Annotated in this window: 28 protein-coding genes; 22 read left to right on the top strand and 6 right to left on the bottom strand. The window is 35.7% G+C overall.

Features of this window, described 5'->3' with window-relative positions; genetic code table 11:
- Window positions 1-4: 4 nt before the first annotated feature.
- Together AC1PJ9_RS15145 and AC1PJ9_RS15140 are read left to right on the top strand one after the other, a co-directional pair.
- The gene (locus AC1PJ9_RS15145) at window positions 5-1129 is read left to right on the top strand and encodes an ABC transporter permease (protein WP_311087738.1); all 1125 of its coding nucleotides are present in this window, start codon (window positions 5-7) and stop codon (window positions 1127-1129) included.
- Between the two features lie 4 nt (window positions 1130-1133).
- Window positions 1134-2252 carry an ABC transporter permease gene (locus AC1PJ9_RS15140; RefSeq protein ID WP_311087737.1) on the top strand — a complete coding sequence of 373 codons (1119 nt, stop codon included), beginning with the start codon at window positions 1134-1136 and terminating at the stop codon, window positions 2250-2252.
- A gap of 45 nt (window positions 2253-2297) precedes the next feature.
- Here the strand turns inward: AC1PJ9_RS15140 and AC1PJ9_RS15135 are convergent, their stop codons facing one another.
- Window positions 2298-3167: a DUF2797 domain-containing protein gene (locus tag AC1PJ9_RS15135; protein WP_311087736.1), complete on the bottom strand. Its 870-nt coding sequence runs from the start codon at window positions 3165-3167 to the stop codon at window positions 2298-2300.
- Between the two features lie 39 nt (window positions 3168-3206).
- Here AC1PJ9_RS15135 and AC1PJ9_RS15130 point away from each other — a divergent pair, with 39 nt between their 5' ends.
- Window positions 3207-3668: a DUF6231 family protein gene (locus tag AC1PJ9_RS15130; RefSeq protein WP_311087735.1), complete on the top strand. Its 462-nt coding sequence runs from the start codon at window positions 3207-3209 to the stop codon at window positions 3666-3668.
- A 99-nt stretch (window positions 3669-3767) separates the two neighbouring features.
- A complete protein-coding gene (locus tag AC1PJ9_RS15125) occupies window positions 3768-4358 on the top strand; it encodes a YidB family protein (RefSeq protein ID WP_311087734.1) in 591 nt (196 codons plus the stop codon).
- Window positions 4359-4467: 109 nt separating this feature from the next.
- Here the strand turns inward: AC1PJ9_RS15125 and AC1PJ9_RS15120 are convergent, their stop codons facing one another.
- The 3 genes from AC1PJ9_RS15120 to AC1PJ9_RS15110 all read right to left on the bottom strand — a co-directional run bounded on the left by AC1PJ9_RS15120 (window position 4468) and on the right by AC1PJ9_RS15110 (window position 6530).
- Entirely contained in the window at window positions 4468-5574 is a 1107-nt protein-coding gene (locus AC1PJ9_RS15120) for a porin (RefSeq protein WP_311071229.1), read from the bottom strand.
- A 254-nt stretch (window positions 5575-5828) separates the two neighbouring features.
- Window positions 5829-6242 carry an HIT family protein gene (locus AC1PJ9_RS15115; protein ID WP_000312749.1) on the bottom strand — a complete coding sequence of 138 codons (414 nt, stop codon included), beginning with the start codon at window positions 6240-6242 and terminating at the stop codon, window positions 5829-5831.
- Between the two features lie 18 nt (window positions 6243-6260).
- A complete protein-coding gene (locus tag AC1PJ9_RS15110) occupies window positions 6261-6530 on the bottom strand; it encodes a YARHG domain-containing protein (protein ID WP_002049864.1) in 270 nt (89 codons plus the stop codon).
- Window positions 6531-6794: 264 nt separating this feature from the next.
- On the opposite strand from AC1PJ9_RS15110, the gene AC1PJ9_RS15105 reads away from it, so the two are divergent.
- From AC1PJ9_RS15105 to AC1PJ9_RS15080, 6 genes are all read left to right on the top strand, one after another.
- Window positions 6795-7220, top strand: coding sequence for a GFA family protein (locus AC1PJ9_RS15105; protein WP_311071225.1), 426 nt, complete (start codon window positions 6795-6797; stop codon window positions 7218-7220).
- A gap of 129 nt (window positions 7221-7349) precedes the next feature.
- Window positions 7350-7550: a hypothetical protein gene (locus tag AC1PJ9_RS15100; RefSeq protein WP_311087733.1), complete on the top strand. Its 201-nt coding sequence runs from the start codon at window positions 7350-7352 to the stop codon at window positions 7548-7550.
- A 501-nt stretch (window positions 7551-8051) separates the two neighbouring features.
- Window positions 8052-8276, top strand: coding sequence for a hypothetical protein (locus tag AC1PJ9_RS15095; protein WP_311087732.1), 225 nt, complete (start codon window positions 8052-8054; stop codon window positions 8274-8276).
- A gap of 177 nt (window positions 8277-8453) precedes the next feature.
- The gene (locus AC1PJ9_RS15090; RefSeq protein WP_263613651.1) at window positions 8454-8828 is read left to right on the top strand and encodes a TonB C-terminal domain-containing protein; all 375 of its coding nucleotides are present in this window, start codon (window positions 8454-8456) and stop codon (window positions 8826-8828) included.
- Between the two features lie 235 nt (window positions 8829-9063).
- Window positions 9064-9831, top strand: a complete 768-nt coding sequence (locus tag AC1PJ9_RS15085) for a class I SAM-dependent methyltransferase (RefSeq protein ID WP_311087731.1) — start codon at window positions 9064-9066, stop codon at window positions 9829-9831.
- Between the two features lie 120 nt (window positions 9832-9951).
- On the top strand, window positions 9952-10524 hold the full coding sequence (locus AC1PJ9_RS15080; protein WP_311088060.1) for an isochorismatase family protein: 573 nt from the start codon (window positions 9952-9954) through the stop codon (window positions 10522-10524).
- 34 nt (window positions 10525-10558) lie between these two features.
- Here the strand turns inward: AC1PJ9_RS15080 and AC1PJ9_RS15075 are convergent, their stop codons facing one another.
- A complete protein-coding gene (locus tag AC1PJ9_RS15075; protein WP_311087730.1) occupies window positions 10559-11644 on the bottom strand; it encodes an alpha/beta fold hydrolase in 1086 nt (361 codons plus the stop codon).
- Window positions 11645-11779: 135 nt separating this feature from the next.
- On the opposite strand from AC1PJ9_RS15075, the gene AC1PJ9_RS15070 reads away from it, so the two are divergent.
- The 7 genes from AC1PJ9_RS15070 to AC1PJ9_RS15040 all read left to right on the top strand — a co-directional run bounded on the left by AC1PJ9_RS15070 (window position 11780) and on the right by AC1PJ9_RS15040 (window position 17242).
- Window positions 11780-12967: an O-succinylhomoserine sulfhydrylase gene (locus AC1PJ9_RS15070; protein ID WP_025465269.1), complete on the top strand. Its 1188-nt coding sequence runs from the start codon at window positions 11780-11782 to the stop codon at window positions 12965-12967.
- Window positions 12968-13145: 178 nt separating this feature from the next.
- Window positions 13146-13382, top strand: a complete 237-nt coding sequence (locus tag AC1PJ9_RS15065; RefSeq protein WP_004887361.1) for a hypothetical protein — start codon at window positions 13146-13148, stop codon at window positions 13380-13382.
- A gap of 256 nt (window positions 13383-13638) precedes the next feature.
- Window positions 13639-13968, top strand: coding sequence for a YbaB/EbfC family nucleoid-associated protein (locus AC1PJ9_RS15060; protein WP_001024697.1), 330 nt, complete (start codon window positions 13639-13641; stop codon window positions 13966-13968).
- Between the two features lie 9 nt (window positions 13969-13977).
- Entirely contained in the window at window positions 13978-14574 is a 597-nt protein-coding gene (gene recR / locus AC1PJ9_RS15055) for a recombination mediator RecR (protein WP_000490551.1), read from the top strand.
- A 308-nt stretch (window positions 14575-14882) separates the two neighbouring features.
- Window positions 14883-16007, top strand: a complete 1125-nt coding sequence (locus AC1PJ9_RS15050; protein ID WP_263613655.1) for a ribonuclease D — start codon at window positions 14883-14885, stop codon at window positions 16005-16007.
- Window positions 16008-16504: 497 nt separating this feature from the next.
- Window positions 16505-16771 carry a hypothetical protein gene (locus tag AC1PJ9_RS15045; RefSeq protein ID WP_263613656.1) on the top strand — a complete coding sequence of 89 codons (267 nt, stop codon included), beginning with the start codon at window positions 16505-16507 and terminating at the stop codon, window positions 16769-16771.
- 135 nt (window positions 16772-16906) lie between these two features.
- Window positions 16907-17242, top strand: a complete 336-nt coding sequence (locus AC1PJ9_RS15040; protein WP_311087729.1) for a hypothetical protein — start codon at window positions 16907-16909, stop codon at window positions 17240-17242.
- A 73-nt stretch (window positions 17243-17315) separates the two neighbouring features.
- On the opposite strand, the gene AC1PJ9_RS15035 is transcribed toward AC1PJ9_RS15040, so the two are convergent.
- Entirely contained in the window at window positions 17316-17480 is a 165-nt protein-coding gene (locus tag AC1PJ9_RS15035) for a hypothetical protein (RefSeq protein ID WP_000086293.1), read from the bottom strand.
- A 442-nt stretch (window positions 17481-17922) separates the two neighbouring features.
- On the opposite strand from AC1PJ9_RS15035, the gene AC1PJ9_RS15030 reads away from it, so the two are divergent.
- Genes AC1PJ9_RS15030 through trpB form a run of 5 tightly spaced genes read left to right on the top strand, consistent with a single transcriptional unit; the run spans window position 17923 to window position 21933 of the window.
- The gene (locus AC1PJ9_RS15030; RefSeq protein ID WP_004701812.1) at window positions 17923-18228 is read left to right on the top strand and encodes a YcgL domain-containing protein; all 306 of its coding nucleotides are present in this window, start codon (window positions 17923-17925) and stop codon (window positions 18226-18228) included.
- Window positions 18221-18607 (top strand): hypothetical protein, encoded by a 387-nt coding sequence (locus tag AC1PJ9_RS15025; protein WP_249668227.1) that lies wholly within the window; start codon window positions 18221-18223, stop codon window positions 18605-18607. The genes AC1PJ9_RS15030 and AC1PJ9_RS15025 overlap by 8 nt, the downstream gene beginning before the upstream one ends.
- 29 nt (window positions 18608-18636) lie before the next feature.
- Window positions 18637-19488, top strand: coding sequence for an AAA family ATPase (locus AC1PJ9_RS15020; protein WP_311087728.1), 852 nt, complete (start codon window positions 18637-18639; stop codon window positions 19486-19488).
- Between the two features lie 15 nt (window positions 19489-19503).
- On the top strand, window positions 19504-20691 hold the full coding sequence (locus AC1PJ9_RS15015) for a vWA domain-containing protein (protein WP_000498060.1): 1188 nt from the start codon (window positions 19504-19506) through the stop codon (window positions 20689-20691).
- Between the two features lie 36 nt (window positions 20692-20727).
- Window positions 20728-21933, top strand: a complete 1206-nt coding sequence (gene trpB, locus AC1PJ9_RS15010; RefSeq protein WP_311071202.1) for a tryptophan synthase subunit beta — start codon at window positions 20728-20730, stop codon at window positions 21931-21933.
- Window positions 21934-22023 lie beyond the last annotated feature (90 nt).

Raw genomic sequence — 22023 nt, 5'->3', positions numbered from 1 at the left:
TACAATGAGCTTAGGATTTTGGAATCGATTAACAGCGTTAGTAAGAAAAGAAACTAAGCAGCTCATTCGTGATAAAAGCAGCCTCGGGATTGGTCTGGTTTTGCCTGTTATTTTAATTCTACTGTTTGGTTATGGACTATCTTTTGACTTAAATCAGGCCCGAGTCGGCGTTGTCGTTGATCAGTCTTCACCGCAGATCAATCAGGCTTTAGCTGGTTTAAATGGCTCACGATATTTAACAAGTCAAGAGTTTCATAATTTGCCTGAAGCAGAGCAGGCCATTCGAGATGGCGAAATTGATGCCATTTTGCATTTTCCTTCAGATTTTGCCAGTCAGGCACAGCAAGGTAATGCCAAGGTTCAACTATTATTAAATGGGACATCCACCACCATAGCAACAGCCTTAGAAGGTTATGTTGCAGGTGCTTTAGCTACCGCACCGTCTATACAGTTTGACCGTAGCCCAATATTAGCAACGTCAAGCGCCGTTAATATTGAACAACGAATATGGTTTAACGAATCTGGTAACAGTACTTGGTTTTTAGTCCCTGGCTTAATGGTGCTCATTTTAACTTTAATTGGCGCATTTTTAACTGGTTTACTTATTGCCCGTGAAAGGGAGCGGGGAACTCTAGAAGCTTTATTTGTTACGCCTGTACGGCCATTTGAAATTGTATTAGCAAAACTCATTCCCTATGTGGTGGTCGGCATGATTGATATCATAATCTGTCTTGTTGCTGCATATTTTATTTTTGAAGTGCCCATGCGCGGTTCATTATTTTCAATTTTGCCTGCTTCATTTCTATATTTAATTGTGTCGTTATTACTTGGTTTAGCTATATCAGGCTTTGCCCAAAGTCAATTTCAGGCGAGTCAAATTGCCTTATTGGCAAGTTTTATGCCCGCGCTGATGCTTTCTGGGTTTGTTTTTGATACACGCAACTTGCCTTTGGTTGTGCAAATTATTAGTCAGTTGCTTCCAGCTACGCATTTTATGATTTTAATTAAAACCTTATTTATGGGAGGTGATGATTGGAAGTTATGGTTTAAAGAGTGCGGTTTTCTGTTGGGATATATCGTTGTTTTGATATGTGCTGTGAACTTTTCACTGAAAAAACGGTTGAGATAAAGTTATGTGGCAGCAACTAATCGCTTGGCTAAAACATTTAAGTTTTTTGGTCAAAAAAGAATTCTTAACTATTTTTAGTGATCCTGCAAATAGAGTCATTCTATTTGTACCCGCACTGATGCAAGCGCTTTTGTTTGGTTATGCTGCAACTTATGATGTTAACCATGTGGATTATGCAATTTTAGACCAGAGCAATGGGCAGGTCTCACATGAACTCATCTCCAAACTAGATGGCTCGGGTATTTTTAAACGTGTTGCAACACTTGAATATACTGGTCAAATCAAACAGGTTATTGATAGTCGTCAGGCATTGGTTGTAATTACCATACCGTCCGACTTTGAAGACAAATTAAATAATAACCAAAGCTCATCTATACAAGTGATTGTTGATGGCAGGAACTCATCAACTGCTGTTGTAGCTGGTTCATATCTAAATAAAATTATTGGTCAGTTTAATCAGCAAAAATTTAACTCAACTTTGCCCTTTAGCCTTGAAACAAGAACATGGTATAACCCAAATCAAGAGTCTCGATGGAGTTTAATGCCTTCATTAATTGCAGCATTAAGTATGATGCAAACATTACTTTTATCCGCTTTATCAGTTGCGCGTGAACGTGAGCAAGGTACATTTGATCAGTTATTAGTGACACCCTATACACCATTACAAATAATGATTGGTAAGGCCTTACCGCCAATTTTTGTAGGGCTCATGCAGTCAACCATTATTTTATTGATTATTTTGTTCTGGTTTAAAATTTCTATGAATGGCTCTATTGGGCTGCTTTATTTTGGTTTGTTGAGTTTTAACGTAGCTGTAGTCGGTGTAGGCTTATCAATTTCGGCATTATCTTTAAATATGCAACAAGCTATGTTGTTTACGTTTTTACTCATTATGCCTTTAATGTTGCTTTCAGGTTTATTAACTCCTGTAGAAAACATGCCAGAAGCATTGCAAATAGCAACTTATGCAAATCCTTTAAGGTTCGGAATTAACTTGGTACAACGAGTTTATTTGGAAGGTGCAAGCTTTACACAAGTTAAATTCAACTTTATTCCAATGATCATACTCGGACTGGTCACTTTACCTTTGGCAGCTTGGCTATTTAGAAACAGATTATCTTAAGTACATTGATTAAAAAGCCCCATTTTAGGGGCTTTAAAATTTCACTTATGCACGTACGATCAGCTCGTAACCTGTATATTTACGGATATTGATAACACCAATATCAAAAATTAAATATTGGCCTTTGATGCCCTGTAATACACCACGAATTTTGGGTGTTTTATCTAGGTTTAAAGACTTAATTTTTTCAGGATATTGTTCAACTGGATAAACAAACTCACGTGGCAATTCATTTTCTAGTAGTTCAACCGTTTCGTTAAATTCGAGGTTTTGACTAAATTCTTCACGAATAGATTGAATTTTAGGTGCAAACTCTTCAATTAACTGATCACGTTGTTCAACCATATTTAAAGGTTCAGCCTCACCCTTAAGGAGTTTACGCCAGTCAGTTTTATCAGCAATTAAAGAGCCGAACATTGTTTCAAGCTGACCAGATAAACGGCGTGATCCAACCTTTAAAATAGGTAAGGCTTGAGTTGCCCCTTGATCTAACCAACGACCTGGCATATGACTAATACGAGTAATACCTACTTTTAGAGCACTTGAGTTTGCCAAATATACAATATGAGGTTGGAAACACACACTGTGGGCAAAGTCATCTTCACGACATGTACCCAAGTGGTAGTGGCATGTTTCAGGTTTCATAATGCAAAGGTCACATTCAGCTTTTGTTTTAAAACATTTAAAGCAGTGACCTTGAGAATAAGACTTCGGTGTTTTGGTGCCACAAGATGTGCAATAAATATTACCTGTCCATTCGATTTCTAGTTCTTGTCCTAAATTAAAAGGAAGATCAATTTCTGAACGGTCTAATACAAATTTGTATTCAACATTTGCCTTGGTTGTCTGTTGATCAGTTACACTAGCATCTTTTAGGCCTGCATGCATTTTATGGCAAATGCCTTGTAGTTCCATAAAGTTTAAACTCACATCTTTCAATTAAGGGTTGCAGTTATGGCTGAACAAAATGTCATCACTTCTATGCTAGACGATTTATCAAACGAACAGCTCATTCATACTGCACTTTGTATTGGCCAGAAAATTGACCAGAATAACGCAATTCAATGGCACTATTTTACCGTAACTGAGCTTTTAATTCTGCCTTTTACTCAGCGTTATGATTTGGGTTTTGTATTGTTTGATACAGATGAAATGCAAAACATTAGCGATGTGCAAAAATCACAATTATTAGTAAAGTTAAGAGATTTATTAGCAAAACGAATTGTTGTAGTAAGCAAACGCAGTGATGAACAGTTATTACGTTCTTTAGGTTTCACGCAACTCATTGATAAAACTTCACATGATAGTGATTTCGCTTTATGGCAATTTAACATCTTGACCTATAAACATGTTCCAGACTGGTTTAACTCAAAGTTTTGGGCAAACCCGGAAAATTGGAATAAATTCCGCTGGTAAAGGGCCACTAAATCTCTTTCAAAATTTAACAATTTCGCTTTTGCTGTCTTAACAGAAAAACGCGTATGCTCATGTATAAACCATACATAAGAGTTACACATGACAAATTTAAGCAACATTGTAGAAGTTTTGGCTCAACAAGCTTTAGGTGGGAACCAGCAAGCATCAGGTCAAGGTGGTTTAGGTAGTATTTTAGGTTCTGTATTAGGACAAATGGGTGGTAATAATTCTTCTGGTGCTCAAGGCGGTCTGGGTGGAGTATTAGGTTCTGTATTAGGACAAGTGACTGGTAACAACAATGCGCCTCAAGCTGGTGGCGGCGTACAAAGTTTATTAATTGCTGTTGTGCCTTTAATTCTAGGTTGGGTGCAGCAACAAGGCGGTTTACAGGCTGCTTTAGAAAAGTTAAAAGGAGCTGGTTTAGGCAGTCAAGTTCAAAGTTGGGTTGACCCAAATCAAAGTAATAGTGAAGTTCCAACTCAACAATTACAAAGCCTATTTAACCCAGCAGATATTGAACAAGTTGCCCAGCAGGCTCAAGCGCCAAAAGAACAAGTTTATGGTGCGATTGCTTCTGTCTTACCGCAGGTTATTGATTCTTTAACACCTCAGGGTGATAGTACAGACCACCAAGAAGCTAATCAAGACATTCAGAATGTGATGAATCTGGTAAGTGGTTTCTTAAAATAAGATATAAATTTATAAAAGCCGATAATTTTTATATCGGCTTTTTTAGTCGGAACAATAAAATAAAAGGGCAGAAGCCCTTTTATTTTATATATGAACTGAATGTAACTGATTAGAAGTTATATTCGATACCAGTACCAACAACCGTTTGTTTGTCGTTATCACTCAACCAATCACGTTTTTGTTGAGCAACAATGCCGTAGAAACGAGCTTGTTTGTTGATTTGGTAGTCAAGACCTACACCGTATAAGTCAATTTTACGATCTGCTAAACCACTTACTTGTGTTTCAGCAGAAGAATATTCTGCTTTTACTTTAAGTTTAGTATTCGGGATTTTATAAGCAGCTGTGATTGAATAAGCTTCTTCTTGTAAATCACGGTAAGCTTTACCAGCTTTGTCAACTGATCCATCTGCTTTGTATGTTTGACCATATGCAGTCAATTCATCAGTAGGTTCAGCATGTTGCCATAAAGCGCCAATTACTAGACCTGTTTTTGCGATGTCATAAGAGCCTGTTACACGGTAAGCATCTGTATAAATATCTTTCAGACCATAAGCCGCATATTTACCTTTAATACCAAAGTCACCTGCAGCCGCAATTGCTAAGCCAAGGTCTTTGTTTTCATAACCAAGCGCAGTTGATACAGAGTCAAAACTATTATTTTTGCTGTCTTTACCAGTTTCACCTGGTTTATTATCACTAGTACTTTCACCAGTTTGAGCCATGATGTTGAAAGTTATACCAGCTAATAATTTAGGATCTAATTCAAAACCAATTACGTTATCTAAACGGTTTTCACCATACATGATATTAGTAATATCTAAACGTGTATCGTCATTAAAGATATCTTGGTTATTACCAGCAGCAGTTTTAAAGTAAGAATCGTATTTACCTACTTTTAATGTACCAACACCATCAGTTTTTAAACCGATATAACGGTTACGAGCGCTAAGATCACTATCAGAACCTGAACCATCAGTAGAGATTGCCCACTCAGCTAAATAAACAGCAGATAGCTTGTCAGTTAATTTTTCTTCGCCTTTCACCCCAATGCGAGAAGCGTTTGAGTTAATTTCAGTAACGTCACTTTTCCCATCGAAATTTTTATTGTCAACTTGGTTAATAGAAACATTCAGTTTGCCATACAAAGTTGGCGCTGCTTGCACCGCGTTTACGCTCAAAGTTGCAACTGCGGCAGCGAGTAGCAATTTCTTCATTGAGATTTCTCCAAAAAGTATTTTAAAAATGGCACATGCCTGTTAACTAATTATTTTGTAGTTGACTTGTGTACAAAAAGTTACAGAAGCTCACCAACTTGCTAAGAAGTATCTGTAAACTTTGTGACAGTGGAGTGAAGAGGAAATGACAGTTTTATGACAATTAAAAATTAGAAATATTTTATTTTCTTTTGATTTTATTACACTTTTTAAATAAAAAAGCGGAGCCGAAGCTCCGCTTTTAAGGCTTTAAATCAAAGAGCTGCTTTAATTTTTTCAGCTAAAGCCTTGATTTTATCTTGATCTCCTAATTGTGCAGCATGTTTACCAAGTTGGTGAACATTTGTCGGAATTAGGTGAAAATGAACATGAGGGACAGTTTGTCCAGCAGCAGCACCTGATAATTGCATGAGTACAATTCCATCAAGATTCAGTGCGGTTTCCATTGCTTTCGCAATTTTTTGCACGATCTGAATGGTATAGGCTGCCGCTTCAGGCGGTAAATCAAGTAAAGTTACTGCAGGAGTTTTTGGAATAACTAATGCATGACCATCGGCTTGGGGCATAATATCCATAAAAGCTAGAACTTGATCATCTTCATAGAGTTTTATCGCAGGAAGTTCACCACGTAAAATTTTTGCGAAGATATTTTGATCATCATATGCCATGTATTATTCCTTTAAATACTATTTACACTTCAATTCTTTTTGACGTTCTTTAATTGCGTCTAGACGTTGCTGCTCTTTATCAGAGAATTTTGGCTTAGTCGTATGACAGTTTTCATTACCATATTTTTCTTTAGCATCTTGGTCTTTAAAACAAAAGCCTTTTGATGCATAAATCAAATTGTAATCATCTTGCAATTTTTGACATTCTTGCTCAGGTGTTGCAGCTTGAGCACTGAAACCGGCAAGGGTTACCATTCCAGTGAATACTGCAACCAATAATTTATTCATGAGCTTTTCCTCAGTTAAAGGTATGAACCTGTACTCAATATAAGGTTTATTCCCAATATTTCAATGACTATTAATTACTCAAGTGTTATTAAAAATCATATTTGATCTTATAATACAAAAAAGCTTTACATATCAATATCTTTTTTTAAATTTATTTTAAATCAAGTGTTTAGGTCTTATTTTATATTAAACAATAAAAATATATACATAATAAATATTTAACGTCATTATTGAAATTCCATAGTGATGAATTAAATACATTATATGAGTAACATCGGTTCTTGTTTATGTAATCAAGTAAAGTTTTCTATATCCCGTGAAATAAAAACGGTTTATCACTGTCATTGCAGTTTATGCCGAAAACAAACGGGTACAGGAGCGAATGCGGCTACTTTGGTGAAAGAAAGCCAATTTAACTGGTTGGCTGGAAGTGAATATGTCGCTACCTATAAAAAGGAGACTGGTTTTACCTCGTCGTTTTGTAATCAGTGTGGTTCGCCAGTACCTAATAAAATTAATGGTACAAACTATATATGGATACCATTAGGGCTTTTGGAACAATCATTTAATCCGGACTTAAAGCTTAATTTTTGTATAGAGTCAAAACATGAATGGGTGGTGTTAGCGAACGCTCATAAAAGTTTTGACCATTTGCCTGTTATTGAGGAATTCTTAAAGTACTTCGAATAACATCATTCTTAAATTTTATATCTTTTAATACTTCTTAAGTGTTCGTTACATAAATGATGTGTGTTCACTGTTGAATATATCTGACATTTAATTGAGCATGAAATGACATAACTTAAAAGGATGGTTCACATGATAAATGAAGAAAAGCCTTTAAATTTTGAAGATGATGACGAGCCTCTTGATTTTGAAGATGAAGAATTCACAGATGATAAAAAAGAGGATGAAATGTATAACTCGATCACTAAGGATGGATCTAGTGTTGACCCCGCCGATGATGGCACACGACATATTCGTCCAGAAGATGGCGATCCTATAGAACTTGATGAGTAAGTACATCAGTTTAAAAAAGATTAGTCTTTTTAATCTTTAAGTATAAGTGTAATATCCGAGCGCTGTCACAAACAGCAAAAAGTCCTGAATGATCAGCGCAAAAAATCAAAAGGGTAAAGCCTGCTTACAAAGCGGGCTTTTTTATTTTTATAAAATTATAGATTACGAAAATTAATTTATTGTGACTGTAAAAACTTATTTTTTTAAAAAAATAGTTGGACACCATAGATGAGAGGCTAATCGATGCTCCTATTGTTTGTAATGAGCATTTAAAAGAAGCACGAATGTAAATAATAAAAATAAAAAAAGTAGAAAGACCATGAGTTAAAACATATCGTTAAATTATTTAGGTATTTTACACAATTTAACATTTTATGCAAATTAGTTTACATTTCATTAAGATTTGTTAAAGGTTCGACCTGAGATTAATCGTTTTAAATATGTGACAATTAAAGCATAATTTGTTAAATTGTTTGATTTTTATAACAACAGGTGAACTAAATGAAGAAATTATTATTTGTCCTTATTGCTGGGTTTGGGCTAGAAGGTTGTGCGTCACTGACGGAAAAAGCTGATGAAAATTATATTAGCAAGTCACCAATTACCCCAGTCAATACTGCATTTAATGATACGAAAGTACTTGAGCATGGAATTTTTACTGAGCAGGATATTGCTGATATGCCTGAGCATTCAAATATCAATTCACGTTATAAAATATCATTTTAAGTCAATACTTAAAATTAAAATTGAATAGTTAAACTAAATAATCCAGTAAATTAGCAGAAATTTAAAATTTACTAAAATTGCATTTAGTAATAGCTATTAAGTATAAAACCACCGGTCAGGTGGTTTTTAAAACGATAAAATGTTAAATTTTAATCATTGAAAAAATTGGTTTTATAAATGAAAAGAGTCATTATTTTAACTTCTATATTGTTATTAACTGGGTGTGCAATTAACTCAAAGACATTATCACCGACTAAAAGTAGCGATGATAAAATTATTTTAGAGGCTGAAAAATATAAGCAACAATATCAAAAAAAGATATTTAAAATTTGGGATATTCCACCGTCTTCAGTAGGCATGAGCGCCAGTGTAAAAGTCTTTTTAAATGATAGTGGTGAGATTGAGCAAATTATTTTTCTAGATAAAGAAGATCCAAAGTTTAAATCGAGTATTGAAAAAGCAATATGGCGTGCAAGTCCTTTTGTTTTACCTTCTAATCCTGATGTAAGAAAACAGGTAAGAAAGTTCAACATCAAATTTATGGCAAAGTAAATTTTAAATGTGAACTTCGCCTTTTTATTTGTAGAAACCACCGAGAGGTGGTTTTCTATATTTAAAATTATAAATAACAAATATATAGAAAAACTTTTAAACCTCATTATGTCATTTCTGTAACTGCATAAGTGACCAAGCTATAACTTTATTTTATTAATTATTTAAAAACTAATCATTATTTTTTATCTACTTTTTCTTTTATGGTTAGCTCATCGAAGAAGAGGAATAAGCCATGTTGAATCAACATGAGATAAATTTAAAACAGTACCAAAATAAATCTTTAAGTTATTTGAATAGCACAGCTCACTCTGAAGGAGTTGAGTTTGATAAGTTTATTAAAGAGATTGAGAAATATTCAAATGCTGTTGTTTTAGATTTAGGTTGTGGTGGTGGTCATGTGGCTTATAACGTTGCTCACCATGCCGATCTGGTTTTTGCTTATGATTTATCTCATGAAATGCTTGATACTGTTTCAAAAGCTGCCAATGCTCGGAAAATAAAAAATATTTTCGTACAACAGGGCATAGCTGAAGATATGCCTTTTACTGATGAACAGTTTGATGTAGTGATTAGCCGATATTCTGCTCATCACTGGCAGCATGTACCAACGGCCATGAAAGAAATAAACCGTGTTTTAAAAACAAATGGTACTGTTATTTTTGTTGATATTATCAGCTCAAGTTTTCCCATTTTAGACACGTTTTTACAGACTATAGAGGTGATTCGGGACCCAAGTCATGTAAGAAATTACAGTATTAAAGAATGGGTTTACTTTATAGAAGATGCTGGTTTTGAATTAACTGCCTTAGATAAACAATCACTCATGCTAGATTTTGATAGTTGGGTACAGCGTATGAAAACTCCTGAAGATCAGATAAAAACGCTTAAGTATCTACAAGAGAATGCATCAGATGTAGTCAAAAAATATTTTAATATTCAAAAAGACGGAAGTTTCGAAAGTAAGGTAGGGTACTTTGTATTTAAAAAGATATCCTTCTAGTTTAATTTTAGCTTGAGAGTTATGAAATACGAAAAAGTTTTAAAACTTTGAGGCCTATGAAATAAAATGCTCATATCATTATAAAAGTTATGTGAAATTGGCTATTGAAGTCGATAGGAGATAAAGATTTTAATCCAGAATAATTCGGTTAATGCATTAATTGTAGTAGATGTACAAAAGGCTTTTGTATTAGGCAATGAGGCTGTTCCAGCCGCAGAGCAACTTCTTTCTTCAATTAATATTTTACTTTCGAAGGCGCGCTTAGCTCGGGCACCTGTCATTTTTCTGCAAAATGACGGTGCTTTAGATACTGTAGATGAACCATTTCAATGGGGATGGGAACTATTTTTTCCTCCTCAACAAGGTGAAATTGTATTAAGAAAAGTCAATGACAATGGGTTTGATGGTACGCCTCTTCAGCAAATTCTAAATGAAAGCAGAGTACAAACCTTTGCAATTTGTGGGGTACTATCCGAAATGTGTGTAGCGGCTACTGCTCGTGCTGCACTAGAGTTAGGTTATGGGGTGCTTTTACCTCATGATGCACATGCAACTTATAATGTACCCGCAGGACCAGGCTCAGAAGAGGTACCAGCAGCAATGGCGGCCCGAGCTGCTGAGTGGTCTCTTGGCGATGAAGTTGTCATCTGTGCTTCATCTCATGAAGTGAATTTTATAGAAAATGTTAAATAAAAGCCCTTACTTGAAGGGCTTTTCATATCTATATTTAAATTTTTGTTGAACGATCGCTTAGCCATGCTGCTAGCTTTGGCCAGAATTCCTGAGCACTTGCTTGGCTTGACATTAGTCCCAAATGTCCGCCAGGAATAAGAGTAAACGTCACATCTGTGCTGCTGGTTAATTCGCTTAATGGTTGAGCAGCATCCGCCGTAACTAATTGATCGCTACGACCAGCGCCAACTAAAAGAGAACAATCGATATTTTTTAACTCGATTTTTTTATCTTTTAATAGAATAGAACCTTGCTTCAACGGATTTTGTAGCCATACATTGAATAACATGTCCTGATTAATCCCCCCAGGATAATCAATCATATTGTTTAAAAAACTACTTAATGTGGCATGTTCTTGTACAAACTGCAGATCATCAAGGTTTTTAAGTAATTGAATATGACCCTCGAACCAGCCTTTAGGGTCAAGAATTTTAAATCCTAGAGAATTTAAAATACCTGAAGTATGAATCAAACGCTTCGGTAAACCTGAGTAGATACGTGCCTGAAGTTTTTTATTTCGACCAATAATATTATTTATGGTTCGGTAGAGTTTTCCAATATAGCCAGAAGCATAGCTATCGATTGGACTGCCTAACACTATAAGGTTTTTGACATAATTTGGATGGTTATGAGCTGTATATAAAGTAACGAATATACCTGCCATACTCCACCCATGTAGAGAAATTTGATCACTTCCTGAATGAGTGCGGACAAGCCCTATAGCTTTAGGAATAAAATCTTCAATAAATGATAAAAAGTTAAGATGCCTATCTTTAAACCCTAAATGGCCCCAATCGACAAGGTACACGTCAAATCCTGTATTTTGGAAATGCTTAATAAGAGAACGATAAGGATATAAATCATAGATCGCCATATTAATTGCTAGAGGTGCAACAAATACTAATGGTTCTTTAAAACGCTTTTGAGCAGCCGCATAGTAACGAATACGAGTTTCATTAAATTGACCGATGACTTCATAGGGTGTGCTTTGTGACAACACCAGTGTTTCGGGTTGAAATAGTCGAGTAGAGAGGTGTTTGATATGGCTTTGCTCAGAGGCAATGGACTTTAAGCGTTTCATCTTACTTTGCCAACTATTTACTAAAATTAAATAAAGTCTAAGCGATAATTTTCAGGTTTACCTTGACCTTAAATACCTTAGACACTCAAAATGATGATAGTTTTTTAGTACATGACCAGTAAAGGCGAACATTTAATGAACCAGTCTGATGATTTAGAATACCAACTTGATACTTTAGCCATTCGTACCGGACATACTCGTAGTTTTGAAGGTGAGCATGGCGAACCGATTTTTTTGACTTCATCTTTTGTGTATGAAAACGCTGCTGAAGCGGCTGCAAAATTTTCTGGTCAAGTTCAAGGAAATATCTATTCACGTTTTACCAATCCGACTGTATCAATGTTCGAAAAACGCTTAGCAGCTTTAGATGGTGCTGAACGTGCTGTTGCGACAAGTTCTGGAATGGGCGCGATTTTGTCAGTTGCTATGGCATATTTAAAAGCGGGTGATCATGTTATTTGCTCAAGAGCAGTTTTTGGTTCAGTTGTCGCTTTGTTTGAGAAATATATTGCCAAGTTTGGTGTAGATATTACATTTGTCGATTTATGTGATTTGGACGATTGGAAAAACGCGGTACGTCCAGAAACTAAACTTTTATTTGTTGAGTCACCATCGAATCCTTTAGCTGAGATTGCAGATATTCAAGCACTTGCAGATATTGCACATGCGAATGGTGCATTACTTGCGGTTGATAATAGTTTCTGTACGCCTGTTTTGCAGCAACCATTAAAATTTGGTGCAGACCTTGTGATTTACTCGGCAACTAAATATTTAGATGGACAAGGGCGAGCATTAGGCGGTGCTGTTGTCGGTAATCATCAGTTGTTAGAAGAGGTTTTTGGTGTCGTCCGTACACTTGGGCCATCAATGAGTCCGTTTAATGCATGGGTTTTCTTAAAAGGTCTAGAAACTTTACGCTTACGTATGAAAGCACACTGTGAGAGTGCTCAAATTCTTGCCGAATGGTTATCTACCCATGACAAAGTAGAAAAAGTTTACTACGCAGGCCTACCAACTCATGAAGGACACGAACTTGCTGCAAAACAGCAAAATGGTTTTGGTGGGATTGTTTCTTTCGTTGTTAAAGGCGAACGTGAAGGTGCTTGGAAGGTGATTGATAACACCAAATTTATTTCAATTACTGGTAATTTAGGTGATGTGAAGTCAACAATTACCCATCCTGCGACAACAACACACGGCAAACTTTCTGCTGAAGCAAAACAAGCAGCAGGAATTCAAGAAGGCCTAATCCGTGTTTCAGTTGGTTTAGAAGATATTAACGATATTATTGGTGATATCTCACGTGGATTGGATTTAATTTAATTAATTTATATATTTAAGATTAAACCACACTTATTTAGGTGTGGTTTTTTATTAATGATGCTGTTACTCATACACAACGAAAGAAATAAAAAGACTACATTTTGTTATAAATGACTCTAAAATCACAACGTATAAAAGTTCTAAATTTAATAAAAATAACAAAGTGAGTTTTTGAACCATGCTTAAACCTATAATTATATTAGTCGCTATAGGGGCAATTGGTTTGGTTGGATACAGAGTATTTGCCCAAAAAGACGAACCGACTCAGATTAGCGAAACTGTATTGTTAATTAATGATGCGAACAAATCAGTTGAAGATGCAGATCATTCCATAGAAAAGGCAAATGCCTCTTTTCAGAAAATGCCTTTAAATGAATACAAACCGGACAATAAAAACCTTCAAGCCTCACAATAGTTGCACTTAAATTTTAGAACTGGTTCTAAGAGTGAAAAGTTTTACACAGAAAGCTTTAAACTCATGAGTTAGCGAAAATAGTTTCATAGATACCAATAGAAAACATTAATTTATTGTGTCAGAATTACAGATTAATTTTGATTTAAACGTAATGACCTCAATGCTCTTTATGATGGGTTGAGGGACTAAAAGAGTTTAAGTTCTGAAGTGTTATGTGACTATCAATTATATTTGGTAGAGATACGGAGTTAGGTTTATGAATATCAATATGCTCATGCAGCAAGCGCAGCGCATGCAAAAAGATATGGAATCAAATATAAAAAAGGCCAAAGAAGAGCTTGCTCAAACTGAAGTACACGCTGAAGCGGGTGGTGGTTTAGTTAAAGTAACTATGACTGGTCGTTATATCGTAAAACGTATCGAAATTAATCCAGAATTGCTTCAAGATGAACCAGACATGATTGAAGACTTAATCGCAGCTGCTGTTAATGATGCTGTGCGTCAAGCAGAAGTAGTTTCTGAAGAAAAAATGCAAAAAGCTAACTCTGGCATGGGTTTACCTCCTGGCTTAGCGGGCATGTTCTAAGGAAATTCAGTGTTTAGTGATAGATTTGAACAACTCGTTCAAGCTTTACGTATTTTGCCTAGCGTTGGACCTAAGTCGGCTCAACGTATGGCTTTACATCTGTTGATGAAAAATCGAGAAGGTGCATTTGCTTTAGCGCATGCTCTACATGAAGCATCAAGTTATATCCACGAATGTAGTGTTTGTCACTCTTTAACTGAGCACGAAATTTGTGATATTTGTGCTTCAACAGAAAGAGATGATCAACTGCTCTGTGTAGTTGAATCTCCAGCAGATGTGATGGCAATTGAGCAAAGTGGTAGTTTCCGTGGCAAATACCATGTGTTGGGTGGGCATCTCTCTCCATTAGATGGAATTGGGCCAGAAGAAATAGGTATTCCTTACCTAATCCAGCGTTTAAGCCAAGGTACTATCGAAGAAGTCATTTTGGCAACTAACGCTACTGTAGAAGGTCAGGCGACAGCGCATTATTTGGTTGAAGCGACGAAGCATTTACCTATTCACATGACACGTATTGCTCAAGGTGTACCACAAGGTGGTGAGCTTGAATATGTTGATAGTCATACATTAAGTCAGGCGGTACATAACCGTATGCGTATGAAATAAGTACCTCGGTGCTTATTTCAAAGATTTTTTTAAAATATAAGTTTTATTATTAAAAAAATCTTTTTAAAAGACAAAAACATATTTTTAAAAATGACTTAATGAATATATAAATTAAAAAAGCTGTTTGTAAAAAATAAATTTTTATAAGGATCTTAAATTGAAAAATTTAAAATAATGATCAAAAAATTATCTCTTTTTTGGAAAATTGTTCAAAAATAGATTATTCATCATGGATTCAGTAGCATTTTTCTATTGCTATGTTATATATACCAGAGTTTAAAGCACTCTTTGCATTTACTTGAGAAAGCATGTTTCAGTTTATCCAACAGCAAACCGAATTGGTTGATGTTCTTCAACAAATGGATCAATGTTCAACGTATGGACTTGATACAGAATTTATTAAGGTTGATACCCTTTGGCCTAAACTTGGAGTATGTCAAGTCAATGTCAACGGAAACGTATATTTGCTGGATGGCGTGTCGCTAGACTTAAGTGAGTTTTGGAAAAAAATTTTTGTTGCTCAACAAAATATTTTTCACGCATGTGGTGAAGATATCGATTTAATCTATCACTATGCTGATGAACAAAACCTATTAAATGTTTTTGATACTCAAGTTGGACTTTCCTTTTTAGGGCATGGTTTACAAGTAAGCTATCAAGGTGCTTTAAAGCTTTGTTTAGAGATTGACATTGAAAAAGACCAAACTCGATCTGACTGGTTAGCAAGACCTTTGTCTCCTCAACAGTTATGCTACGCAGCAAATGATGTTTTATACCTTATGCAGTTGGCTAACCATATTAAGGATCAGCTTAAGCAAAAAGGGCTTTATGAATATGTTCTTGAAGACTGTAGTAGTCTAACCAAAGAAATTATTAGGGAAACACCAACGTCATTACTCTATACAGATGTAGGCAACTATCGACATTCACGCCGTCAATTAATGCAATTGCAGAATTTAAGTGAATGGCGCGAACATATAGTTAAAGCAACCAATCAGCCACGTAGTTTTATCCTTAGAAATTCGACAATGATTGATTTGGTCGAAAAAAATCCACGTAATAATTTTCAATTATCTCAAGTAAGAGATATCCGTCCAAATGTTGTTCGTGAATATGGCAAGATTATTCTGGATCTTTTAAAGGATTTACCAGTAGAAGGGCAATGGCCGGCTAAAATTGCTAAACCTTTTAAAATTACGTCAAAAGAAACTCTAGATAAAATGGATGCGTTAATTGCAAATGCTATAGAGCAAACCTCCATTCCGAAAGAAGTTTTACTGCGTAAGAAATGGTTAAATGCAATTCATCAGCATGTACTTTCTAAAGGTGATGAACAAGATTTACCCGATTACTTGTTGGGTTGGCGCTACGAATTACTCACCAAACCACTTATCCAACTATTTACAGAAGAGAAAGCAACTCTGTTATTTTAAATTTACCAATGTGTTTTCAGTTCAAATGAGCACTTTGTATTTAAAAATAAGTTATTTGATTAATATTTGCTCAAATAATAGTGGTTAATTTTAATTTAAAATAAAGCTTTTTTATAAGGTCATCTTTATAAATTTAATCTTTTATTTAGTTGTACTTTATATTCTTAGGTTTTTTTAAAGTTTAAATCCTATAAATATGAGTTAATCTTAATTTCATATGATTATGCTGAATTAAATTAACTTTATTCGTGAGAAAAATTCAATTGCGTATATATACAGGTCTGTATATTCTTGGCATCAAGAAAAACAATTTCAAAATAAACAATATATAACTATAAGTTTGTTTCGGTGCAGAAATATAGAGGCCTTCTCGGGGAGAGGAGGCCTCTAATTTTATTTGTACAGCCGTAAAAAGTTTTTAAAATCAATAATAAGTTAATATTGAGATTAATTTTTTATGCTATAAATGAAAGTTACTAATAACTAGAGAGATAAACATGACTAATAATTTTAATGCTGAACAGGCAAGAAAAAATGCTAAAGATGTCAAAATAGATCAAGCAATATTGTTGGAAAAAATCTTAACTGGAACTGAGGAAATCTCGAAAGAAGGTAAACGTCGAGCAGTGTTTCAATTTCCAATAGATGCTTTGCATCCTGAACATATTACACAGGTAGAGGAAGAGCTAAAGACGCGAGGTTTCAATGTTTCAACCAATATTGAACAGTCTGGTACAACGGTCAATATTGAAGTTAGTTTCTAAACTTTTGTGCAATCAAACGCCCATACTTTAGGGCGTTTCTTATAATTTTTTACAATCTAAATTTATAAAAATCAATATATTGTTTGACAGGTTTATGCTTCTTCTGTAGCTTTACTTTTTGAGTGGAATATGGATATGAACTTCCAAACAATACTTTCATCTTTCAAAAATCAATCTACTGGTACAGATGCATTTAAAAACTTAAAAAATGTGTGTGAGCAGTATCTCAAGCAATCTTCAGATTTAAATGAAAAAGCAGCAACTTATCTCATTTATGGGTTTGCTCGTAGTTATGTCATCTTATATGAAGATGAAGCAGTGACTACCGAGTTTGCGCAAGCTTCTAAAGAAACGTTAATGAATTACATGCGTCATTTAAATAAAGCCTTACTTACTCAAGATGACAGCATAATTTTGAGTGCTTTAAATCAGGTGAGTAATGACTATATGCAGAGTGCAAGAGTCTTTTAAAATCTTTGTTTAGCTTATTAGTAGGATACTTCTTTAGTCATCAAGTTAACCAAAGAAGTATCCAGTAGTAATTTTAATGTGATTTTTTCTTGCCACCGCCATCTTGTTTATTGACAGTAGACCATGCAATACGTTCAGCTTCTTCTTGAGAATGACCTCTATCTACCTCACTCTCAACAATATGTTTAGCCTGACGCTTTTGCTTTGCTGTATAAGATGATTTATCGCCACGAGACATAGCATAGACCTCCGTATTTTGTTTTAAGATCTTCTACTATTGAAACACATCCGAATTTAAAATCGGTTAAATAATGTCTTATCCTGTATGCATAAGTTGAATCTTATTTAGAACTTATTTTAAATTTTAGTTAAATTAAATTTATTATTTTCAATAAATTAAGCTGAGTTCAATCTGTTTTGAGCTGAGTTTTATTGTTTTTAAAATGTAATTTTTTCATTTTATAAAAGTAAATAAAAAGATTTTTTATGTAAAATTAACAGCTTAATAAAGGTTGAAAAATTTAAAACTTTAGAAAATTAAAAGTTATTTATCGACCTTGATGATTGTTGTGGGTTAATATTTCGCAAGAAAAGAAAAAACGACTGATGCGTAAACAAACCTGCGTGTGTCTGTTGTTTTTTTTCATGTATGCTGTCCTTAGTTCAAGAGTTGATTTGAAATGCACTGTGATATTTATAGATCGAGCAAAAAAGATGAAATGTACATTTATATTGCTCGTCCAAACTATCCTGATGATACGGAGCAAACTGATCCGTTTGAAAAAGTTCCAGAAGCTGTTTTACAAGCATTTGGTCGTGCAACGTTTGTCATGCATTTAGAATTAGCTCCAACACGTAAATTAGCGCGTGTAAATGTTTTACATGTTCTAGACTCATTACAAACAAAAGGTTTCTTTATTCAGATGCCGCCAGAAGGGCTAATTAACCCAAATGCAGTTGAACCAGAGGGCTTACGTGGTGCGTGAAGATCAAGCTGGAGTTTTAAATCAATTACTTTCTTCTCTCGATGCAATTCCTGAAGAGATCATTGCTTTAACAGCTTATGGCGTTGGCGCTATTATTGCCTTGTGGTGTTGGTGGCGTTTAATGCGCCGCTTACCTGCTACTTTTGGTGCAATAAGCTGGTTAGTTGTTTTTGCTATTTTGGTGACACCAACCGTTTCGGAAGGACCGAATGCATCTGTAGCACCAGCTATTTTTGGACTACTGTTTGGTGTTTTAACGAAAGATAGTCCTTTAATCTGGTCAAATTTATCCTTAATTCTATTTGTAATCGGTCTAGGTTTGGTTATTGGCTATTGTTGGTCAAAATATACAACAAACAAAAGCATGCGTTCCATCTAACCATTGAAATAGAAAAATAAGGTCTCTACATGTCTGCTGATACCCAACATTTTACCGGTACAGATCAATATATCGCGACTGATAGTCTTAAACTTGCTGTAAAAGCAGCTCGTGCCTTGCAAAAGCCTTTATTGGTTAAAGGCGAGCCGGGTACAGGTAAAACTTTACTTGCTGAGCAAGTGGCAGAAAGCCTCGGTTTAAAACTCATCACTTGGCACATCAAGTCAACAACTAAGGCACAGCAAGGCTTATATGAATACGATGCTGTGTCTCGTTTGCGTGATAGCCAATTGGGTGATGATCGTGTTTACAATATTAAGAACTATATTAAGCCCGGTAAACTGTGGGAAGCCTTCACCAGTGAAGAGCGCTGCGTGCTTTTAATTGATGAAATTGATAAGGCGGACATTGAGTTTCCAAATGACCTGTTACATGAACTTGATAAGATGTCTTTTTATGTTTATGAAACAGGCGAAACGATTACGGCTACTCAACGTCCAATCGTAATTATTACTTCAAATAATGAAAAAGAATTACCAGATGCGTTCCTGCGTCGTTGCTTCTTCCACTACATTGAATTTCCAGACGAAGCAACTATGCGTGAAATTATCTCGGTACATTTCCCAAATATCTCTGCAAATTTGGTAAATGAAGCGCTTCAAGTTTTCTTCAAACTCCGTGAAATTCCTAACTTGAAGAAACCACCATCTACATCTGAACTGATCGATTGGTTGAGTCTGCTTATGGCAGATGATATGCCGGAAGATGTACTACGTAATCGAGACACATCAAAAGCGATTCCACCTTTATATGGCGCACTTATTAAAAACGAGCAAGATGTGCAATTGCTTGAACGTTTGGCTTTCATGTCGCGACGTTAAAGGAGGGAATAACCCATGTTTGTGCGGTTATTTTACACCTTACGAAAATATGGTGTTCCAGTTACAACTCGTGAACTCATTGATTTAAATCGTGCGGTGAGTGAAGGCTTAGTTTTTGCCGATCAGGAAGAGTTCTATCAACTTGCTAAAACCATTTTAGTTAAAGATGAACGCTTTTTTGATAAGTTCGATCGTGCCATGAAAGATTACTTTGATGGCATAGAAACCTTTGATATTGATGAGTTGCTCAAGCAAGTCCATAAACTTCCAAAAGACTGGTTCGATTTAGAACTTCTCGAAAAGCATTTAACACCAGAGCAAAGAGCTGAACTTCAAAAAGCAGGTTCTTTAGAAGAACTGATGAAAATGCTAGAGGAACGCTTACGCGAGCAGCATAAAAAACACCAAGGTGGTAACCGTATGGTTGGCACAGGTGGAACTTCACCCTTTGGCGCTTTTGGTGACCATCCAGAAGGTGTCAGAATTGGTGGGCCGGGGCGTAAACGTTCGGCAGTTAAAGTCTGGGAACAGCGGAAATACCAAAATCTAGATGACGACCAAGTTCTTGGTACGCGCCAAATGCAAATTGCTTTACGACGGTTACGCAAATTTGCTCGCCAAGGTGCAGCTGAAGAGCTAGATGTTGATGGAACAATTCGGGAAACAGCCAAGCAAGGTATCTTGGATGTTCAAATGGTGCCAGAGCGTCGAAATCGTATCAAAGTACTCATGTTGTTCGATGTGGGCGGTTCGATGGATGCACACATTGCCCAATGTGAAAAGTTATTTAGCGCGGCTAAAACAGAATTTAAAACGCTTGAATACTTTTATTTTCATAACTGTCTTTATGACTATGTTTGGAAAGATAACTACCGAAGAACAGCAACCCGCATGAATACGTGGGACTTGTTCCATACTTATGGACGCGACTATCGTGTAATTGTGGTGGGAGATGCCAGTATGGCACCGTATGAGCTGAAATCGGTAGGTGGCTCGGTTGAATATATGAATGATGAAACAGGTGAGGTTTGGTTACGTCGCCTACGTCAACATTTTGATAAAACAGCATGGTTAAATCCTGAAACAGAAGGGTATTGGCATTACACTCAAACGATTGGTTGGATTAAAGAGATTTTTGAAAACCATATGTACCCAATGACCCTAAAAGGCATTGAGGATCTGACGCGTTACCTTTCTCGATAAACTTGATAACTTTAATAATTTAAAAAGAGGGATGATATGCAACATCAAATTAATGGTATTGCTTTGCCGAATGAACAAGGATTTTTTGGTGAGTATGGAGGTCAATTTATTCCTCCGCATTTAAAAGAAGCAATGGATGAAATTAATGTTGCTTATGAAGAAATTCGCCATACATCAGAATTTCAAAATGAATTATCAGACCTCTTTGCAAATTATGTAGGACGTCCAAGTCCTTTATTTCATGCAAAACGTCTTTCTGAGCAGTTAGGTGGCGCGCAAATTTATTTAAAGCGTGAAGACTTAAATCATACCGGTGCCCATAAAATCAATCACTGTTTAGGTGAGGCTCTACTTGCTAAGTATATGGGCAAAAAGAAAGTCATTGCCGAAACTGGAGCAGGTCAACATGGGGTGGCTTTAGCAACGGCTTGTGCTCTAGTGGGTATTCCATGTGAAATTCATATGGGGCAAGTTGATATTGAAAAAGAACATCCAAACGTGGTCAAAATGAAAATTTTGGGTGCTCATTTAGTTTCAGTCACTCGTGGTACAGCAACCTTAAAAGATGCTGTAGATAGTGCGTTTGAAGAATATTTAAAAGACCCTAAAAACTTTATTTATGCAATTGGTTCTGTGGTTGGTCCTCATCCATTTCCTAAAATGGTTCGAGATTTTCAATCAATTATTGGCAATGAAATTAAAGATCAGACACATCAGCGCTTTGGAAAAAATCCAGATTATGTGGTGGCATGTGTTGGTGGTGGTTCAAATGCGATTGGTGCCTTTACCGCATTTTTAAATGATTCAGATGTAAAACTGGTTGGGGTGGAACCCGCTGGACATGGGTTAGACACCAATATGCACTCAGCAACTCTAACATTAGGTAAACCAAGTCAAATTCATGGTATGGCATGTTACGTGCTTGAAAATGAAGCTGGTGAACCTTTACCGGTACATTCTATTGCTTCAGGATTGGACTATCCTGGTGTTGGTCCTCAGCATAGTTTCTTAAAAGATTTAGGCCGTGTGGAATATAGCACTGCAACTGACCAAGAATGTTTGGATGCTTTTATGACCTTATCTCGTGTAGAAGGAATTGTTCCTGCGCTTGAAAGCTCACACGCTGTGGCATGGGCAATTCGTGAAGCACCAAAACTACCGAAAGAAACCATGATTGTGGTGAATCTGTCGGGTCGTGGTGATAAAGATTCTGACTATGTTGCAGAAAAGCTTAAGCTTTAAGCCAACTAGAGTTGATAAGCGGTCAGTATTTAAAGGCCGCTTTTTTGTTTCAGAGACTACATATTGCGCTACTTATAAAGTTCATTATTT

Source organism: Acinetobacter sp. 70_2, assembly GCF_056736115.1.
Note: the sequence above shows the minus strand (reverse complement) of the source record. Positions and strands in the feature narration are given on the sequence as shown.

Coding starts and splice junctions, on each gene's coding strand:
- AC1PJ9_RS15145 (WP_311087738.1), top strand. CDS start 5: ATGAGCTTAGGATTTTGGAATCGATTAACAGCGTTAGTAAGAAAAGAA.
- AC1PJ9_RS15140 (WP_311087737.1), top strand. CDS start 1,134: ATGTGGCAGCAACTAATCGCTTGGCTAAAACATTTAAGTTTTTTGGTC.
- AC1PJ9_RS15135 (WP_311087736.1), bottom strand. CDS start 3,167: ATGGAACTACAAGGCATTTGCCATAAAATGCATGCAGGCCTAAAAGAT.
- AC1PJ9_RS15130 (WP_311087735.1), top strand. CDS start 3,207: ATGGCTGAACAAAATGTCATCACTTCTATGCTAGACGATTTATCAAAC.
- AC1PJ9_RS15125 (WP_311087734.1), top strand. CDS start 3,768: ATGACAAATTTAAGCAACATTGTAGAAGTTTTGGCTCAACAAGCTTTA.
- AC1PJ9_RS15120 (WP_311071229.1), bottom strand. CDS start 5,574: ATGAAGAAATTGCTACTCGCTGCCGCAGTTGCAACTTTGAGCGTAAAC.
- AC1PJ9_RS15115 (WP_000312749.1), bottom strand. CDS start 6,242: ATGGCATATGATGATCAAAATATCTTCGCAAAAATTTTACGTGGTGAA.
- AC1PJ9_RS15110 (WP_002049864.1), bottom strand. CDS start 6,530: ATGAATAAATTATTGGTTGCAGTATTCACTGGAATGGTAACCCTTGCC.
- AC1PJ9_RS15105 (WP_311071225.1), top strand. CDS start 6,795: ATGAGTAACATCGGTTCTTGTTTATGTAATCAAGTAAAGTTTTCTATA.
- AC1PJ9_RS15100 (WP_311087733.1), top strand. CDS start 7,350: ATGATAAATGAAGAAAAGCCTTTAAATTTTGAAGATGATGACGAGCCT.
- AC1PJ9_RS15095 (WP_311087732.1), top strand. CDS start 8,052: ATGAAGAAATTATTATTTGTCCTTATTGCTGGGTTTGGGCTAGAAGGT.
- AC1PJ9_RS15090 (WP_263613651.1), top strand. CDS start 8,454: ATGAAAAGAGTCATTATTTTAACTTCTATATTGTTATTAACTGGGTGT.
- AC1PJ9_RS15085 (WP_311087731.1), top strand. CDS start 9,064: ATGTTGAATCAACATGAGATAAATTTAAAACAGTACCAAAATAAATCT.
- AC1PJ9_RS15075 (WP_311087730.1), bottom strand. CDS start 11,644: ATGAAACGCTTAAAGTCCATTGCCTCTGAGCAAAGCCATATCAAACAC.
- AC1PJ9_RS15070 (WP_025465269.1), top strand. CDS start 11,780: ATGAACCAGTCTGATGATTTAGAATACCAACTTGATACTTTAGCCATT.
- AC1PJ9_RS15065 (WP_004887361.1), top strand. CDS start 13,146: ATGCTTAAACCTATAATTATATTAGTCGCTATAGGGGCAATTGGTTTG.
- AC1PJ9_RS15060 (WP_001024697.1), top strand. CDS start 13,639: ATGAATATCAATATGCTCATGCAGCAAGCGCAGCGCATGCAAAAAGAT.
- AC1PJ9_RS15050 (WP_263613655.1), top strand. CDS start 14,883: ATGTTTCAGTTTATCCAACAGCAAACCGAATTGGTTGATGTTCTTCAA.
- AC1PJ9_RS15045 (WP_263613656.1), top strand. CDS start 16,505: ATGACTAATAATTTTAATGCTGAACAGGCAAGAAAAAATGCTAAAGAT.
- AC1PJ9_RS15040 (WP_311087729.1), top strand. CDS start 16,907: ATGAACTTCCAAACAATACTTTCATCTTTCAAAAATCAATCTACTGGT.
- AC1PJ9_RS15035 (WP_000086293.1), bottom strand. CDS start 17,480: ATGTCTCGTGGCGATAAATCATCTTATACAGCAAAGCAAAAGCGTCAG.
- AC1PJ9_RS15030 (WP_004701812.1), top strand. CDS start 17,923: ATGCACTGTGATATTTATAGATCGAGCAAAAAAGATGAAATGTACATT.
- AC1PJ9_RS15020 (WP_311087728.1), top strand. CDS start 18,637: ATGTCTGCTGATACCCAACATTTTACCGGTACAGATCAATATATCGCG.
- AC1PJ9_RS15015 (WP_000498060.1), top strand. CDS start 19,504: ATGTTTGTGCGGTTATTTTACACCTTACGAAAATATGGTGTTCCAGTT.
- trpB (WP_311071202.1), top strand. CDS start 20,728: ATGCAACATCAAATTAATGGTATTGCTTTGCCGAATGAACAAGGATTT.